Origin of the sequence: Micromonospora sp. NPDC048843 (assembly GCF_040649965.1) — a bacterium.
Classification (GTDB): domain Bacteria; phylum Actinomycetota; class Actinomycetes; order Mycobacteriales; family Micromonosporaceae; genus Micromonospora; species Micromonospora hortensis.
Genome location: NZ_JBEZGJ010000016.1, coordinates 21,788 through 36,818 on the forward strand (window position 1 = coordinate 21,788; position 15,031 = coordinate 36,818).

13 protein-coding genes are annotated in these 15,031 nt (G+C 72.8%); 5 read left to right on the forward strand and 8 right to left on the reverse strand.

Annotation, left to right across the window (positions count from 1 at the left end; translation table 11 throughout):
* Positions 1-13: 13 nt before the first annotated feature.
* Positions 14-2,218: a M48 family metalloprotease gene (locus AB0C20_RS06380; protein WP_357567512.1), complete on the reverse strand. Its 2,205-nt coding sequence runs from the start codon at positions 2,216-2,218 to the stop codon at positions 14-16.
* Between the two features lie 174 nt (positions 2,219-2,392).
* Positions 2,393-3,187 carry an alpha/beta fold hydrolase gene (locus tag AB0C20_RS06385; protein ID WP_357567513.1) on the reverse strand — a complete coding sequence of 265 codons (795 nt, stop codon included), beginning with the start codon at positions 3,185-3,187 and terminating at the stop codon, positions 2,393-2,395.
* A 204-nt stretch (positions 3,188-3,391) separates the two neighbouring features.
* On the opposite strand from AB0C20_RS06385, the gene AB0C20_RS06390 reads away from it, so the two are divergent.
* Complete coding sequence (locus AB0C20_RS06390; RefSeq protein ID WP_357567514.1) at positions 3,392-4,750, forward strand: pentapeptide repeat-containing protein; 1,359 nt, start codon at positions 3,392-3,394, stop codon at positions 4,748-4,750.
* Positions 4,751-4,765: 15 nt separating this feature from the next.
* Here AB0C20_RS06390 and AB0C20_RS06395 read toward each other — a convergent pair whose 3' ends face one another.
* Positions 4,766-5,347: a TetR/AcrR family transcriptional regulator gene (locus AB0C20_RS06395; protein ID WP_266304914.1), complete on the reverse strand. Its 582-nt coding sequence runs from the start codon at positions 5,345-5,347 to the stop codon at positions 4,766-4,768.
* Between the two features lie 221 nt (positions 5,348-5,568).
* Between AB0C20_RS06395 and AB0C20_RS06400 the strand changes: the two genes are divergently transcribed.
* The 4 genes from AB0C20_RS06400 to AB0C20_RS06415 all read left to right on the forward strand — a co-directional run bounded on the left by AB0C20_RS06400 (position 5,569) and on the right by AB0C20_RS06415 (position 9,288).
* Positions 5,569-7,035 carry an MFS transporter gene (locus tag AB0C20_RS06400; RefSeq protein ID WP_357567515.1) on the forward strand — a complete coding sequence of 489 codons (1,467 nt, stop codon included), beginning with the start codon at positions 5,569-5,571 and terminating at the stop codon, positions 7,033-7,035.
* A gap of 105 nt (positions 7,036-7,140) precedes the next feature.
* Positions 7,141-8,127: an SEC-C metal-binding domain-containing protein gene (locus tag AB0C20_RS06405; protein WP_357190422.1), complete on the forward strand. Its 987-nt coding sequence runs from the start codon at positions 7,141-7,143 to the stop codon at positions 8,125-8,127.
* 218 nt (positions 8,128-8,345) lie between these two features.
* Positions 8,346-8,813 (forward strand): nitroreductase family deazaflavin-dependent oxidoreductase, encoded by a 468-nt coding sequence (locus tag AB0C20_RS06410; protein ID WP_357567516.1) that lies wholly within the window; start codon positions 8,346-8,348, stop codon positions 8,811-8,813.
* Positions 8,814-8,880: 67 nt separating this feature from the next.
* Positions 8,881-9,288 carry a hypothetical protein gene (locus AB0C20_RS06415; protein WP_357567517.1) on the forward strand — a complete coding sequence of 136 codons (408 nt, stop codon included), beginning with the start codon at positions 8,881-8,883 and terminating at the stop codon, positions 9,286-9,288.
* 120 nt (positions 9,289-9,408) lie between these two features.
* Here the strand turns inward: AB0C20_RS06415 and AB0C20_RS06420 are convergent, their stop codons facing one another.
* The 5 genes from AB0C20_RS06420 to AB0C20_RS06440 all read right to left on the reverse strand — a co-directional run bounded on the left by AB0C20_RS06420 (position 9,409) and on the right by AB0C20_RS06440 (position 14,967).
* Entirely contained in the window at positions 9,409-10,017 is a 609-nt protein-coding gene (locus AB0C20_RS06420) for a DUF6244 family protein (RefSeq protein WP_357567518.1), read from the reverse strand.
* Positions 10,018-10,150: 133 nt separating this feature from the next.
* A complete protein-coding gene (locus tag AB0C20_RS06425; RefSeq protein WP_357567519.1) occupies positions 10,151-10,789 on the reverse strand; it encodes a hypothetical protein in 639 nt (212 codons plus the stop codon).
* 322 nt (positions 10,790-11,111) lie between these two features.
* Positions 11,112-11,546, reverse strand: a complete 435-nt coding sequence (locus AB0C20_RS06430) for a hypothetical protein (RefSeq protein WP_357190067.1) — start codon at positions 11,544-11,546, stop codon at positions 11,112-11,114.
* On the reverse strand, positions 11,546-12,418 hold the full coding sequence (locus AB0C20_RS06435; protein WP_357567520.1) for a hypothetical protein: 873 nt from the start codon (positions 12,416-12,418) through the stop codon (positions 11,546-11,548). The genes AB0C20_RS06430 and AB0C20_RS06435 overlap by 1 nt, the downstream gene beginning before the upstream one ends.
* The gene (locus AB0C20_RS06440; RefSeq protein WP_357567521.1) at positions 12,415-14,967 is read right to left on the reverse strand and encodes an FtsK/SpoIIIE domain-containing protein; all 2,553 of its coding nucleotides are present in this window, start codon (positions 14,965-14,967) and stop codon (positions 12,415-12,417) included. The genes AB0C20_RS06435 and AB0C20_RS06440 overlap by 4 nt, the downstream gene beginning before the upstream one ends.
* Positions 14,968-15,031 lie beyond the last annotated feature (64 nt).

Here is a 15,031-nt window from a genome sequence, read left to right on the forward strand (position 1 = left end):
GTCGGTCTCCCAGTCAGTCGGCGGCGGGTCGGAACGTCACGTTGTCACCGTCGGCGGTGGCGACGCCCGTGACGGTGAACGCGTTGTCGTCCTTGAACGGCGAGCTGCCGCCGAAGTAGGTGGTAGTGCCACTGGCCTCCACCCTGCCCTGGGTCTCGGTCGGGGTGGAGACCTGGGCGCTGGACGGGCCGGTGAGTTCGACGGCGAGCTTCGGGTACTCCAGGATCTTCCAGGTGATCTTCTGGGTGGAGCCGCCGTAGTAGCGGAACGGACAGCCCGGCGGGGCGGCGACCGTCTGCTTCGCGCACTCGTCCAACCAGGCGCGTACCTGCGCCTCGACGGCCTCGGTCGCCGCCGGCTTGAGCACCGGCGCCAGTTGCAGGACGGCGGCGGTCTCCCCCGGGCCGACCAGCATCGTCGTGCTCGGCGTCTCGCTGAGCGCACTGGACGGGCCGGTCGCCGTGTAGCCGCCGGGCAACAGCACCAGCGGGGCACCCTCGGTCGCGACCGGCAGCTCCACCCCGTTGAGCCGTACGCCTGGGTCGGCGATCGCGGCGTTGAACGGGGTCGGCCCGCCGCTCAACCGCCAGCCGTGGAACAGCCCGGCGGTGGTCTCGTCCTCGCGGCGCAGGGTGAGGGTGGTGGTCTCCCGCGCGTCACCCAGCCGGTACGCCACTGTGGCGGTGGCGCTGTCACCGTCGCGCTCCAACGAGCTGATCTCGACGTCGGTCGGTGGTTGGTAGCCCTTGCCGCGCAGCAGTTGGGCGAGCAGCTTGGTGTCGGTGTCGCTGCCCTGGTCGGTCAGGTAGCCGAGCGCGGCGTCGCTGTCCCGGTCGGCGAGCGCGGCGAAGTAGCCGTCGATCGCCGCCTGGGGCCGGAAGAACGCCCACTGCACCACGCCGAGCCCGCTGGTGCCGAGGCAGGCAACCAGTGTGAGGACGCCGACAAGCAGCCAGGCGCGGCGGGTGCCGACCTGGCCGGCGGAGTTGAACAGCCCGTCGACGGTGACGGGCTGTGCCGCTCCGGCGGGCGCGCCGGCCAGCGACGCCCGCTCCAACGCGTCGAGCCGCAGCTCGTGCGGCGGGTGGGTGGCGCAGACCGCCTCGTCCCAGCCGCTGCGTCCGGTCTCGAAGGACAGCCGCCGTTCCAGGATGCGCCGCAGGCCGTCGACGTGCCCGGTGAGCACGGCGCCGAGGTCGGCCCGGTACTCGGCCGCCCGCACGTCACGGGCGTGCAGTGGCAGCACCACGTACCGCATGGTGAGCAGCACCGGCCAGAAGAACACGAAGACCACGAAGTTGGTGCCCGGGTGCGGGAACGTCCGCATCAGCCAGGTCGGCAGGGCGTGCGCGAGGGTCAGCGGCAGGCCGACGCCGCGGACGAAGGCGCTGGTGATCTCGTCCCCGGTGCGCCAGTGCACCAGCTCGTGGCTGAGCAGCGCGGCCACCTCGTCGTCCGGTTCGGTCAGCACGGCCGTGGTGACCACCACGTGTCGGGCGTACGTGCGGGCGTTGCTCAGGACCGGGTCGTCCTCCATGAGTAGCCGGGGCACGCTGGGCAGGCCGAGCCGTCGGGCGCAGTCGTCGAGGATGGGGCGCAGCCGCGCGTACTCGCGGCGGCTGGGCTGGCGCGCACCCGAGACGACCAGTAGGCGGGGTTCGAGCAGCACCCGGTAGAGCGTGTAGAGGACACCGATCAGCGCCGCCGCGACGACAGTGCCGATCAGGCCGGTGAGCAGCGCGAAGGGCTCGTCGGCGACGCCCATCCAGGGCAGCGCCAGCACGGCGAGGAAGCCGACCAGGAAGCCGATGGCGAAGCCGGCGATGCCGCCGAGCAATCCACCGGAGCGGGTCAGGAACGCCTCGACCAGGGAGCCGATCAGCGGGGCGTCGCGCAGCACCTGGGGCACCTGGTCGTCGGCGCCGGTCCCGACGGCGAAGAGCCCGACGATGCCGAACGTGAGACCGCCCCAGAAGGCCAGGAGCAGCGCGACCGGCAGGTAGAACCAGGTGGCGAGGAACGCGCCGAGCACGCCGCGCCAGTCCCGCAGGATCCCGGCGCGCAGCCAGACCAGCGCGCTGGGGTAGCCCGGTGGGCGGTCGGCGAACCCGCCGGTGGGTGGCGGGGTGTCGGCCGACGGCGGCTGGGCGGCCCGGACGTCGAGCTGCGGCACTGTCGGCGGGGTGTTCTCCGGCGGCACTGTGGGCGGCTCGGTCATGAGCGCTGCTCCTTCTCGGAGGATGGCGTCCACTGTCGGGAATGGACAGCCGAAGCAGGCTATCGAGGACATCTGATGTCTGCCACACCGTTTGAGGGGATCGTCGCCCACCCGACACTCACCGTCGGGGGTTGCGGTGCGGCGGCCCCTCCGGGACCGCCGCACCGGAGCGGGTCAGAGCGCGAGGCAGTTGGGTCGCACCGGGCCGTCGACCAGGGCGCCGCGGACGATGGTGTACGCGGTGCCGTCGAGCACCAGACCGAGGTGCCCCACCACCCGCAGCGGGCAGTACGCCTGGATCAGCACGTTCGTCGCGCCGTCGTTGACGGCGGCGTTTCCGGTCGGCCGGACCAACTCGTCCTGCACGGTGCGGATGGTGGTGTAGCGCACCGCGCCCGGGGTGTCGTCGCCGGAGTTGAGGTCGGCGAGGAACGCCGAGCCGATGGCCATCTGTTGGCAGGCCACGACGCCGGCGCAGCCCCCCAGGCCCAGGAACGCCACGATGTTGGCGACGTATGTGCCGTACTGCGGTGTGCCCAGGCTGACGTAGCGACCGACGGTGGCGGTGCCGCCGAGCCGCTTGAGGTAGTACCTGCTGACCAGGCCCCCTTCGGAGTGGGCGACGACGTCCACGCTCGCCGCGCCGGTGCTGGCGCGGACCTGGTTGACGTAGCTGGCGAACGCGCGGGCCGAGGTGGGGATGTCACCGAGGCCCAGCCCGGGTAGCTGGTAGATGAAGGTGCGGTAGCCATCGGCGCGCAGGCGGGCGGCGATCGGCTCGTACGCGACGGCGACGCCGCTGAGCCCGCCGACCACGATGACGGGGTTGGCCGCCGCGGCGGCGAAGGGTGTCGTGGGGCCGGCGGTGGCCGGGGCGGGACGGGCGGGGGCGGCGGTCGCCGTGGCGGTGGACGCGAGTAGCGCGGCGGTGGCGAGGGCCAGCACGAGGGCGGTCTTTCGGAGCAGCATCGCTGCACCTCCGGGGGGAGGCACCCGGCGAACCGGGCAGGTGGGTGGGGGTGTCCGGTCGACCGTGCGACGATCATCCCCGCAACAATTCAGAAACGTCAATGACTTGTTACGCGCCGGTAACCCGTTGTTCCGACGGAGGCGTAAACGGTCATACCGTCACGCTCCATATCGGACGTCAACGCCGGCTGGCATGCTGTGGCCGTGGCTGTCGACGAACCCACCGAGCGCGAGCTGCGGGTGATGCCGTGGTGGCTGGTCCTGGTCGGCCTGCTGGTCGCCATCGCACTGGGCTGGCTGGTGCTGGACCTGCTGCTCACCGAGGCCGATCGGGCCAGCCAACCGGACACCCGCGCCACGCTGCGCATCGACGCGATCCGCACCGGCCTGACCGTCGTCGCCGGCACCGGCGGAGGGCTCGCGCTGCTGCTCGCCGCCCGCCGCCAGTGGATCACCGAACGCGCGCAGCGGCACCAGGAGAGCATCGCCGCACGGGACCAGGTGCACCGGGACCGGGTGCAGGCGCACGCCGAAGCGGTGGCCGAGGCCGCACAGCGCCACCAGGACCGGCAGTCCGGGGCCGCCGAGCACGACGCGGCGGAGCGCCGACTGACCGAGCTCTACACCCGGGCGGTCGAACTGCTCGGCAACGACAGCGCCGCGGTACGCCTCGGCGGCCTGCACGCGTTGGAGCGCCTCGGTCAGGACAACCCGGGGCAGCGCCCGACGATCGCGGCGGTGCTCTGCGCGTACCTGCGGATGCCGGCGCCGAACGGCGAGCCGCGCGAGACGGAGGTCCGACGCAGCGCGCAGCGCGTGCTCACCCGGCACCTGCGCGCGGACGACGCGGCGCACTGGCCGGAGCTGAGGCTCGACCTGGCCGGCGCCACGCTCGTCGACTTCGACGCCGCCGGCTGCACGCTCGTCGACGCGACCTTCACCGAGGCGGTGTTCACCGGCACGACCTCCTTCGCGGGCGCGACGGCGCGCGGGCGGCTCCTGCTCGGGGCGGCCACCTTCGGCGACGTGGTCTTCGACGATCTCACCGCCGAGGCGGAGGTCTTCCTGGACGCCGCCCGCTTCGAGGGTCAGGCCAGCTTCGACCGAGCCGGGTTCGCCGACGGCCTGTCCTGCCGGCGGTCGCGCTTCGCCGGCCCGACGTCATTTCACCGGGCGGTCTTCGACCAGTCGACCAGTTTCGACGCGACCCACTTCGGTGACGGGGCCAGGTTCCGGAAAGCCACCTTCCTCAGCGGCGTGTCGATGGAGCGCACCGAGTTCGCCGGGTACGCCGGGTTCAGCGCGGTCCGCTTCGCGGACATGGCGCTCTTCCGATGGACCGTGTTCGCCACCGAGGCGTGCTTCGAGCAGACCCGCTTCGAGGGCGCGGCGAACTTCGGCCGGGCGCGATTCCAGGGTGCGGGCAGGTTCGACGGTGCCGAGTTCAGCCAGCCGCCGCAGGTCGACCAGGCGCGGGCAGCGGCCGGCGGCGATCACGCGTGGCCCGCCGGCACGACTGTCGAACGGGTCGACGACGAGTGGCTGCTGCTGGTCGACAGCTGACCGGCCGGCTGGGTGTCAGCGCGGGGTGGCTGGCGGGCGCAGGCCGTCCAGGGCCACGCCGAGGACCCGGTCGCGCTGCTCGGGTGACGGGAACTGGGCCATGGTGAGGCCGCTGATCAGCCGCACCACGTCGTCGAAGCCGATGTCGTTCCGGACCACGCCGGCGGCCTGTGCGCGACGCATCAGCGGCTCACCGGCGGAGAAGATCTCCGCCCGGCAGCTGGTGAAGATCTCGGAGTCGTGCAGCAGTTGCTCGGCGAGCGCCCGCTTGGTGGCGACGTACGCGACGAAGCGGTGCAGCCAGGCGACGAGCGCGTCCCAGGGTGGCAGCTCGGCCAGCCCTTCGGCGGAGTGGCACAGCGCCCGGACCTCCTCGACGTAGACGGCCTCGAAGAGGTGCCGGCGGGTCGGGAAGTTGCGGTAGAGCGTGCCGATGCCCACGCCGGCCCGGCGGGCCACGTCCTCCAGGGAGGCGGCGGCGCCGTTCTCGGCGAACGCCTCGCGTGCCGCCGCGATCAGGGCGTCGTAGTTACGCCGCGCGTCGGCCCGCTTGGGCCGCTGGGCGAAGACCTCGGGCGCCTGCCCCGCGCTGGTCATGACGTGCGTCACCTCACTCTAGTTGCATCCGGAGGATGCCCTCCGCTAGCTTAGCGGAGGCACCCCTCCGGAATCCCGGAGGCCTGCCTCCGGTTACTCTACCTCGGGACCCGCCCGATCGTCGCCTGGCCACCCGATCGCCCGGACCCCGACAGACCACCCCGTCACAGACGACGGACGACAAGCCTTCATTCCCGTACGTAATCAGGGAGTTTTCTCTCGTGGCAGTGACCTCCCGACGCAGCTCGCGTCGGCTCACCTTCACCGTGCTCGCGGCCGGCGCCGGGTTCTTCGCGATGCTCCAGTCGCTGATCACCCCGGTGCTGCCGACCATCCAGCAGGACCTGCACACCTCCCAGAACACAGTGACCTGGGTCCTGACCGCCTACCTGCTCAGCGCGTCGATCTTCACGCCGATCCTCGGACGCGTCGGCGACATGGTCGGCAAGGAGCGGATGCTCGTCGTCTCGCTCGCCGCCCTCGCCCTCGGCTGCCTGCTGGCCGCCATCGCGCCGAACATCGGCATCCTCATCCTCGCCCGGGTCGTGCAGGGCATCGGCGGAGCGGTCTTCCCGCTGTCGTTCGGCATCATCCGCGACGAGTTCCCGGCCGCACGGGTCTCCACCGCGGTGGCCGCCATCTCGGCGATCGTCGCCGTCGGCGGTGGCCTGGGCATCGTGCTGGCCGGCCCGATCGTCAGCACGCTGGACTACCGCTGGCTGTTCTGGATCCCGATGGTCGTGGTCGGGCTGACCGCCGTGGCCGCGCACCTGTTCGTGCCCGAGTCGCCGGTCCGCACCCCCGGTCGCATCGACTGGCGCGCCACACTGCTGCTCTCCGGCTGGCTGGTCGCGTTGCTGCTGCCGATCAGCCAGGGCGCCACCTGGGGCTGGACCTCCACCCGGGTACTCGGTCTGCTGGCCCTGGCCGTGGTGCTGCTGGCCGGCTGGCTGGTCACCGAGTTGCGGTCCAACAACCCGCTGATCGACATGCGGATGATGCGCCTGCCCGGCGTCTGGACCACCAACCTGGTCGCCCTGCTCTATGGCGCGTCGATGTTCTCCATGTACGCGTTCCTCCCGCAGTTCCTGCAGACCCCTACCGCCGCCGGTTACGGCTTCGGCGCGAGCATCAGCCAGGCCGGTCTGCTCATGCTCCCGATGGTCAGCGCGATGTTCGTCGCCGGCGTCATCGCCGGGCGACTCCAGGCCGTCTTCAGCGCCAAGGCGCAGCTCGCCACCGGTGCCACATTCAACGTGGCCGCCTCCGCGATGCTCGCCACCGCGCACGACACCCGCTGGGAGGTCGCCATCGCCGGTGGCCTGGTCGGCCTCGGCATCGGCCTGGCCTTCGCGTCGATGGCCAACCTGATCGTCGCCAGCGTGCCCGCCAGCCAGACCGGCGTCGCGACCGGTATGAACGCCAACATCCGCACCATCGGCGGCGCGATCGGCGCGGCAGTGGTCAGCGGCGTGATCACCGCCCACCCGCAGGCCAACGGCCTGCCCCGGGAGGCCGGCTTCACGATGGGGTTTCTCGTCCTCACGGCGATCGCCCTGGCCGCCGCGCTCGCGGCCCTCGCCGTCCCGTCCGCCCGGCGGCCGTCGGCCGGTCGCCGGCCGTCCGCCGCGACGATCGTCGAGTCGGAGCTAGCCGGCGAGTTCGCCACCATGCCGGCGACCCGCTGAGGGAACGTGACGCAGCCCGGGCGGTTCGCCGCCCGGGCTGCTCCATGTCCAGGAGTACGCTGACCGCTCCCCCACCCACCGACAGTCGTCTTTCAGGATGCGCCCATGTCCGAGTTGCTGACCGCCGACCGCATCGACGAGATCGGCGTCCTGGGCTCCAAGAGCCCCGACCCGGCCGCGCTCGTCGCCGAACTGGTGGGCGCCGTCGACGAGGGGCGGGTCGCGGACCCCGACGACACCGGGTACGCCCTGCTGGTCGCCGCGGACATCCTGGAACAGGCCGGTGACCTGGCCGACGCGCTCGCCCTGGCCACCCGCGCCATCGCCGAGCAGCCGGACGACAACGCGTACGCCCGAGCGGTCCGCGGCGGTCTGCTGCTGCGTCTCGACCGCTCGGACGAGGGCATGGCCGAGCTGACCGCCCTGCGTCCGCTGCTGGAGACCGACCCCGCGGCCACGTACCTGATCGACGAGCTGGCCGAGTCCGGCCACGCCGACACGGCGCTGGAATGGCTCACCGGGGCACTGGACGCCATCCTGGAACGGACCCGCACCCAGCAGCACGAATCCGAGGACGCCCAGGACGAGGCCGCAGCCATGATCTACGGCCTGGCCCAGCGGCGGCACGACCTGCGCGAAGAGCAGGGCCTACCCCACGACGAGTACGACAACCTCGCCGACCGGCTGCGCGCCGCGAGCACCCACGCGCTCGACGCCCTGGACGACGGCCCGGCGACGCTGCTGTTCTGGCCGCAGGCGGAGTTCACCGCGCTGCTGCTGCGCTGGCCCACCCTGATCGACAGCTACCCCGCCACCTGGGACGAGCACCGCGCCCAGATCGAACGCGCCCTCGTCGACGCTTCCGGGATGGGCGGCGCCGACCTGGGCGTGGTCGTCGGCACTGTCGCCGACCTGGCGGCCTTCGCCGAACGCACCGGCAGCGACCCCACCAGCGAGGAAACCCTCGACGAGTACGCCGACAGCCTCGACGAGTCGGGCGTGACAGCCTGGCCGCCCGGCCGCAACGACACCTGCTGGTGCGGATCCGGCGCCAAGTACAAGAAGTGCTGCCTGCCGCGCTCGCGCGCCTGACCCTCCCCCGCCGGCTCGGTCCCTGCGGCCCGGGGAGCCTGCGGCCCCGGGAGGCCATGTCCCTGGAGAGCCTGATGTCTGTGAGTCATCACGATGACTCACAGACATCACGTTCGACCACAACCGCCGGCACCCTCTTGAGCGCCGGCCACCGCATAAGCCCCGCGTATGATCGACACCCCGTTCGACCGTCCGGGCTCGACGATGGAGGCGATGGCGTGACCACACACGAGCAGAACGAGACGGTCGAGGACAGCCCGGTCGGCTGGGTCGCCAGCCACATCCGGCGCTACGTACGGACCGACGGCGCCGACGGGGGCACCTTCCACGGCGTACCCTCGCTGCTGCTCACCACCCGCGGACGCCGATCGGGCACGCTGCGCCGCACGGCCCTGATGTACGGGCGCGACGGCGACAACTACCTGCTGGTGGCGTCCAACGGCGGCGCGGCCACGCACCCCGCCTGGTACCTGAACCTGAGCGCCGACCCGGCGGTGGAGATCCAGGTCGGCGCGGAGCGGATCACGGGTCGGGCCCGGACCGCCTCCGGCGAGGAGCGCGTCCGGCTGTGGCCGGTGATGACGAAGGTCTTCCCGACGTACGCCCGCTACGCGAAGGAGACCGACCGCGAGATCCCGGTCGTCGTCATCGAGCGCGCGCCTCGGAAAGAATCTCCCGCTGATTGATCTCCGTCACTGTCGGAGAGGGCTATGGTGACGCCAGGTAAGCACCCACTCCGGCAAGGAGAACCTCGTGCGCCGCATCATCACCACCATCGCACTACTCGGGCTGTCACTGTTCGTGATGCTGGCGCCCACTCCGGCCAGCGCGGCAAGTGACGGCGAGGTCACATCCGCGACCCTGGTCGCGCGCGGCGTCGCCGTGGACGTCAGCATCGCCGTGACCTGCCAATCCGGCCTGTCCGGTGGCGTCGAGCTGATCATTCGACAACGGTCGGGCGACAGGGTCGCATACGCCTCCGGTTGGGGTCCTGTCCACTGCACCGGCCAGCCGCAGATCGCGACCGGGCGGGCGTGGGTGGAGGGTGGCGGCCTCGTCATCAAGCCCGGTGTGGCCCTGATCAGCGGAGGCTTCGACCTGTGCGGCGACGTGGGCTGTGGCGGACCGCGGTTTGAGCAGACGTTCCGCATCACCCGCTGAACCGGCAAATCGAGGGTCAACCCGACCGCCGTCGCCAAGAGCGTCCCGGCGACCGCCTTCGGCAGCACGGCATGAACTCGGTGACTGTTGCCCAAGCGGCCCCGCTGCCACCACCCGTGGTCAGTTTCCCAGCGCTCGGACCTTGGCGATCGTCTCCTGCACATGCTGCTTGGCCGGGTCGCCACCCTGGGACGCCTGCGCGAGCGCCTGACGGTACGCATCGATCATGCCGACCAGTGGACCGGCGGCCACACCCTCCAGCGCGCCGGCGACGAGTGCTCGCGCCTCGGCGGCGTCCTGGGCTGCCGCTGCGGTCTTGGCCTTCGCCTCGTCCAGCTTCTGCGACGCCGCCGCCAACCTCGCGATGATCTGTGCTGCGCTCACGCGCACCTCCCCGTGATCGACCATCGCCTCCACCACCGCACCGGCGGAGACCACATGGGAGCGTACGAGATCCGCGCACCCCGCGCGACCGGCCGCTTGCTCCCGGGCCATCTGATGGACACTGGTCGCCCCAGCGAGCGGCTTCGACGGAGTTCGCCCAGCGGACACCCGACCGAGCACGAACGGCGACGAACACGCCGACGCCACCGACACCGGACGGTGCTGCTGCTCGGCCTGCTCGAAGACGAAGGTCTCACCGACCGCGAACTCGACGAAGTCCTCGTGGCCGCCGCACAGGCCGCCGACGACACGGAGCACGGCGCGGATCGGCAGCGACAGGCCCACCGGCCGACCAAACCAGCCCAAGATCGACACTAGATAGCTGAAGTCGGGGTATCCCGCTGGCGGGGATACCCCGACTTCCGTGAAACCGAGTGGATCATGCCCGCCGGCGAGCTCAGCCGGGCCGGCAAAAGCGCTACGGCGACGGCGGGCCGTTCTGGGCCCGGGTGATCAGGTCGTGCAACGGCTTGGTGCCGCTGCCGACCATCACACCGGTCACGACGGCGTCGACCCAGACCGCGATTCCGTTCCAGTCGGCGCCGGCGACCGCGTGCAGAACGTAGAACCCGCCGGCGCTGGACGCCACGGTGGCCATCCCGCTGGCGAGACCCCAGGCGACGATTGTGCGGTTCGCCTTCGCGCGCGCGACCTTGGCGGTGGCCACGGCGACGGCCTCGCGGTCAGCCTCGGTGGGGCCGTCGACCCGGCTGTTCACGTCGGTCACCGTTCGGGACAGCGCGGCCTCGGCGGCGCGTCCTGGCAGCCACCGGGAGAACGGTTCCAGGATCCGCTCGACCGCTGCGGCGAAGACCAACAGGGTGAGGAAGACGCCAGTGGTGTCCTCGGGCTGGATCTTCGCCGCGGAGGCGCCGCTGCGCCAGATCGCCCAGCCGGCGACCGCGCCGACTGCGATCAGCCCGAAACCGGCGACCACCGCGCCCGCGCCGGCCTGCTGTGACGCGGCGACGACCGACGGCCCTGGCTCCTGCTCGGGTCGGGGCGTCGCCGCACCGGCGTTGACCGGCGAAACCGCAATCCCGCCCCCTGTCGACATCGGCTCGACCTGGGTGGACGTCTGTCCCTGCAATTCCCTGACCAACCTTTCGACGGCCGCTCGCGAGACGTCGAGGCGTGATGATCCGGACCCTCGGCGAGCGGGTGGCGCACCGACTGCGCTCGGGGCGCGAGACTACGGCACTGAGGCGAACACAGTGGATGGCCGGGTTGGGTGGTCAGCCGGCCGATGTTCGACACGGGTTTCAGGATGTCGGGGTTTCCCACCGGCCCAGACACCCCGATTTCCGCAAAGCCGAGTGGATCATGCCCGGGACCAGTCGAGCCGGGGTCAGCGTGTAGGCGCCGCGGAGGTCTCGCCCCTACAGCAGGCTCCCGTGGGCGGTGACGACCAGTCGCCACTCCGGTGTTCGGAGGGTTCGCAGATCCGGGGCCACGACAGGTTCGCCGCCGGGCGCGCAGACCCCGTACACCTGCGACGCGACTGCCTCGGTGAGGAGGTGGTCGAAGTGGAACGAGCCTTCGAAGCCGAGCCAGACCACTGTGTCGCCGGCGGCACAGGCGACCCGCAGGCAGTGGGCCAGGTAGCGGTGCAGGAGCGGTGGCAGTTCGTCGAAGACCAGGTCGTACTCGGCGACACGGGCGTACGGTTCGTCCCGCTCGAGGGAGTAGGTCTGCACGTCGAGCGGCACGACGCCGCCGTCGGCGAATTCCGGCACCCGGGCCGTGACGCCCGGCACGAACACGCTGACGACCGGCTGCGCGGCGAAGCGCAGACCGGATGCCAGGTCAGTCATCAGCGCAGGCCGCGGACCATCAGCAGGTACGCGCAGTAGGCCATCGGCACCACCAGGAAACAGATCAGGAACCCGAGCGGCAGGTAGCGCGGCGGGGTGCCGGCGACCATCGCGGGTCGCCCCCACCGGCCCAGCACCAGGTACCCGCCGAAGAACGCCACCGCCGGCAACCCCGCGCAGATCCACGCGCCGAGGGTGAACCCGTCCACCAGACCGACACCGGAGGCGAGCACCAGCATCAGCACGAGCACCCCGGCCGCCGCGCCGCACCCGGCGTAGACGGCGACCGCCCGGGCCAGCGGCGACCACGTCGGCAGCAGCGCCGGCCGCTGGGCCAGCAACTCCGCCTGCTGCCCGTGCCGGTCGGCCTCGTCGGCCATCCGCCGGGCCAGCTCCAACTCGACCGCCGGGTCGGCCGCCGCCGCACGCTGCGCGGGTACCCCGCCGCCCGCCGGGCTCACCGCCGTCGGCAGCGCCAGCCGCGCCTCCCCCGCCGGCAGTTGGGGGTACGCCCCGACCCCCGCCCGCCCCGGCGCGCCGGCTGCGCCGGCGGGTTCCCCGTCCCCGGTTCCGGGTGCGGAGAAAGGGCCACCGGCAGCGGAGGGCGACCCGGGTGGACCGGGCCAGGCAACGGTCTCGCCGGGCCGTCCCGCCGTTGCGGCGGGGGTGGCGGGTGGTTGGTCGATGCCGATGGCTCGGCCGAGCTGGTCGAGGCGCTGCCCCTGGGCGGTCAGCCGCTGCTGGAGGTAGTCGACGGCGGCGTGCAGGTCGCGGCGGCGCGCGGATTCGGCCGCGGCGTGTTGTTCCCCGGCGCGGTGCTGGTCGGAGAGTTGTCGAGCCAGCGCCGCGTACTCCTCGAAGGACACTGTCACCGCTCCCCGTCCGGGTCGTGCCCGTCGCCGACGAACGGGACGATCAGCCGGGTGCGCTGGTCGTGCCGGTCGATCAGCAGCGCCCGGTCGGGGCGGGGCGTGTAGGTCAGGTCGTGCGCGCCGAGGTGCAGGGCCAGCTCGGCGCCGGGCACGTTGAGCGCGACCAGGCAGGCGACGTCGTCGCGGTTCTGGGTGCCGCCGAGGTCGTCGGCGAGTCGGCGGAGGCCTCGCCACCAGCCGAGCAGGTGCACTCCCTGCGCGGGCCCCTGGCGCAGAACGGTACGCAGGTCGTCCAGGCCGGAGCGGAACGTGCCGGGGTCGGTGGCACCGAGCACGGGCGCGGCGGCGTCCATGCCGAACACCACAAGGTATTCGCGGCCGGTGGGCTCGGCGGCCAACACGGCGATCCGGTCGCGCAGCCCGGCCGCGTCGAGGCGGTGCACCGGGTGGCCGGCGGCCCGCAGCAGCGTTTCGGTGTCGTCGGCGACCGGGTCGGCGACGGTGACCAGGCAGGCCAGGTGGAACCGCGCGTCGCCGGGGGTGTGCTGGCGGGCCAGGCTGAGTGTCGCGGCGCGCAGCACGTCCGCGCCGGTCGGTGCGGTGCCCACCACGGCGAGGTGCCGGCCGGGGGTGGTGTCCATCAGGAACAGTGCGGTGGTGCCGTGCACGTCGACGGTTCGGCCGACCAGGGCCATCGGGCGTCGACCACCGGGGCGCAGGCCGCCGAAGGTGGTGTCGTCCTCGATCCGCGCCGCTTCGTACCCCTTGAAGACCGCCGGTGCCCGCGAGCCCGGCGGGCGGGCCTGCCACAGGTCGTGGCGTAACGCGGCAAGGTCCGCCGCGGCGGCGTGCGCGTCGGGGAAGCGCAGCACGGTGTCGGCGCCGACCGCGCCGGCGGCGGTGTTGACCACGGCGGAACCGATCGGCAGGGCCGCCGCGGCGTCGTTGAGCTGGTCGAGCACCCCGCCACCGCCGGGCAGCGCCACCCGCAACGCGAACTGTCCGAAGATCGCCTCGGCGCGCCCGTAGAGGGCTTCGATGCCTGTCATGCTCTGGCTGGCGAGCACCAGGTGGATGCCGTACGAGCGGCCCTTGCGGGCCAACTCCTCCAGCAGGTCGACGGACTCGCGGGCCAGCGCGTCGTTGCCGGCGAGCAGCACGTGGAACTCGTCGATGACCGTCACGATGCGCGGCAGCGGATTGTCAGGGGGCAGGTCGGCGAGCTTGGTGACGCCGTGCCGTTTGAGCGCGGTGGCCCGGCGCTGCGCCTCCCGGCGCAGTTCGCGCAGCACCGCGAGACCGTACTCGCGGTCGGATTCGATGCCGACGGCACGGGCGTGCGGCAGCCAGGACGGGTCCCGACCGGTGGGCACGAACTCGGTGAAGCTCACGCCCTCCTTGAAGTCGAGCAGGTAGAGCTGCAACTCGGCAGGCGAGTAGCGGGCGGCCAGCCCGTAGAGGACGTCGAGGAGGAAGACGGTCTTGCCGGCGCCGGTGCGCCCGCCGACCAGCCAGTGCGGGGTGGCGTCGTCGAAGGCGAGCGTCAGCGCGGTGTCGCCGGCCACCGTCGAGGCGCCGCCGGCCCGGCCGATCACCGTCCGCAGACCGTTGCCGGCGGACTCGGCCCAACGCCGTTCGGGCAGCAGGTCGGTGAAGGGCAACGCGTCGGCGCGACGGTTGGCGGCGCCGAGGTGCTCGGCGAGCGCGCGTACCGAGGCGGGCGGCGGGTCGCCATCGAGCAGGACGGGCGCGGCGAGCCCGCTGCCGTCGGGGCTGAACGGGGTGCCGGGCGGGTCACCGACGTGCGCGTACCCCTGGTTGAGCCGCACCGCTGTGGTGCCGCCCAGCGGCGGCGCGGTCTCGCCGGGCAGCCGGGGCGGGTGGCCGGCGAGCAGCACGCACACGGCGGCGGCCGGGCCCGCGTGGGTGAGCGCGGCGAGCCGGGCCAGCTCGCGCGGCGGCGGTGCGGCGGTGGCGACCACCACCAGCAGTCGGCGGGCGGCCTGCTGGCCGTGCTGCGCGGCGCGGGCGTGCTGCTCGGCGGCGTCCAGCAGCGCGGCCACCTCGGCCTCACCGGTGGCCGGCGGGTCGAGCACCCCGGCGTCGAGCAGCGGTCGCAGCGGGCCGAAGGTGGCACCGAGCGCTGCGGTGTCGATGCCGGCGACGCGGACCTGACCGGGCGGCGCGGTGGCGACCAGCCGCAGCACCAGCGCCCGCAGCAGCCCGGCGACCTGCGGGTCGCGGGCGTCGGTGTCCACTGCGAGGTGGTGGCCGCCGCCGAGCGGGACCAGCACCGGAAAGGCGCCGTCCGCTGTGGACGCCTCGCCGATCCGCACCGCGGCCGGATCGTCGGTCAGCGGGGTGACGCCCGGGGCGGGGGTTGCCAGGGCCGCGCCGAGGCGGGCGAGGCGGGTCACCAGGTCGTCGGCGCCGACCGGCGCGACGGTGGTCGGTGCCGCCCCCAGGGCGCTGCGGGCGGTGTCCAGATGCGCCCGAGCCGCCCGGTGGGAGTTGACCGCCTGCCCGTACGCCGACGCGAGCCTGCCCACCCTCTGCCCCCAACGCCACGGCCGCCTGGTCCCAGGAACCCTAACGGACACCGGCGGCACCCGG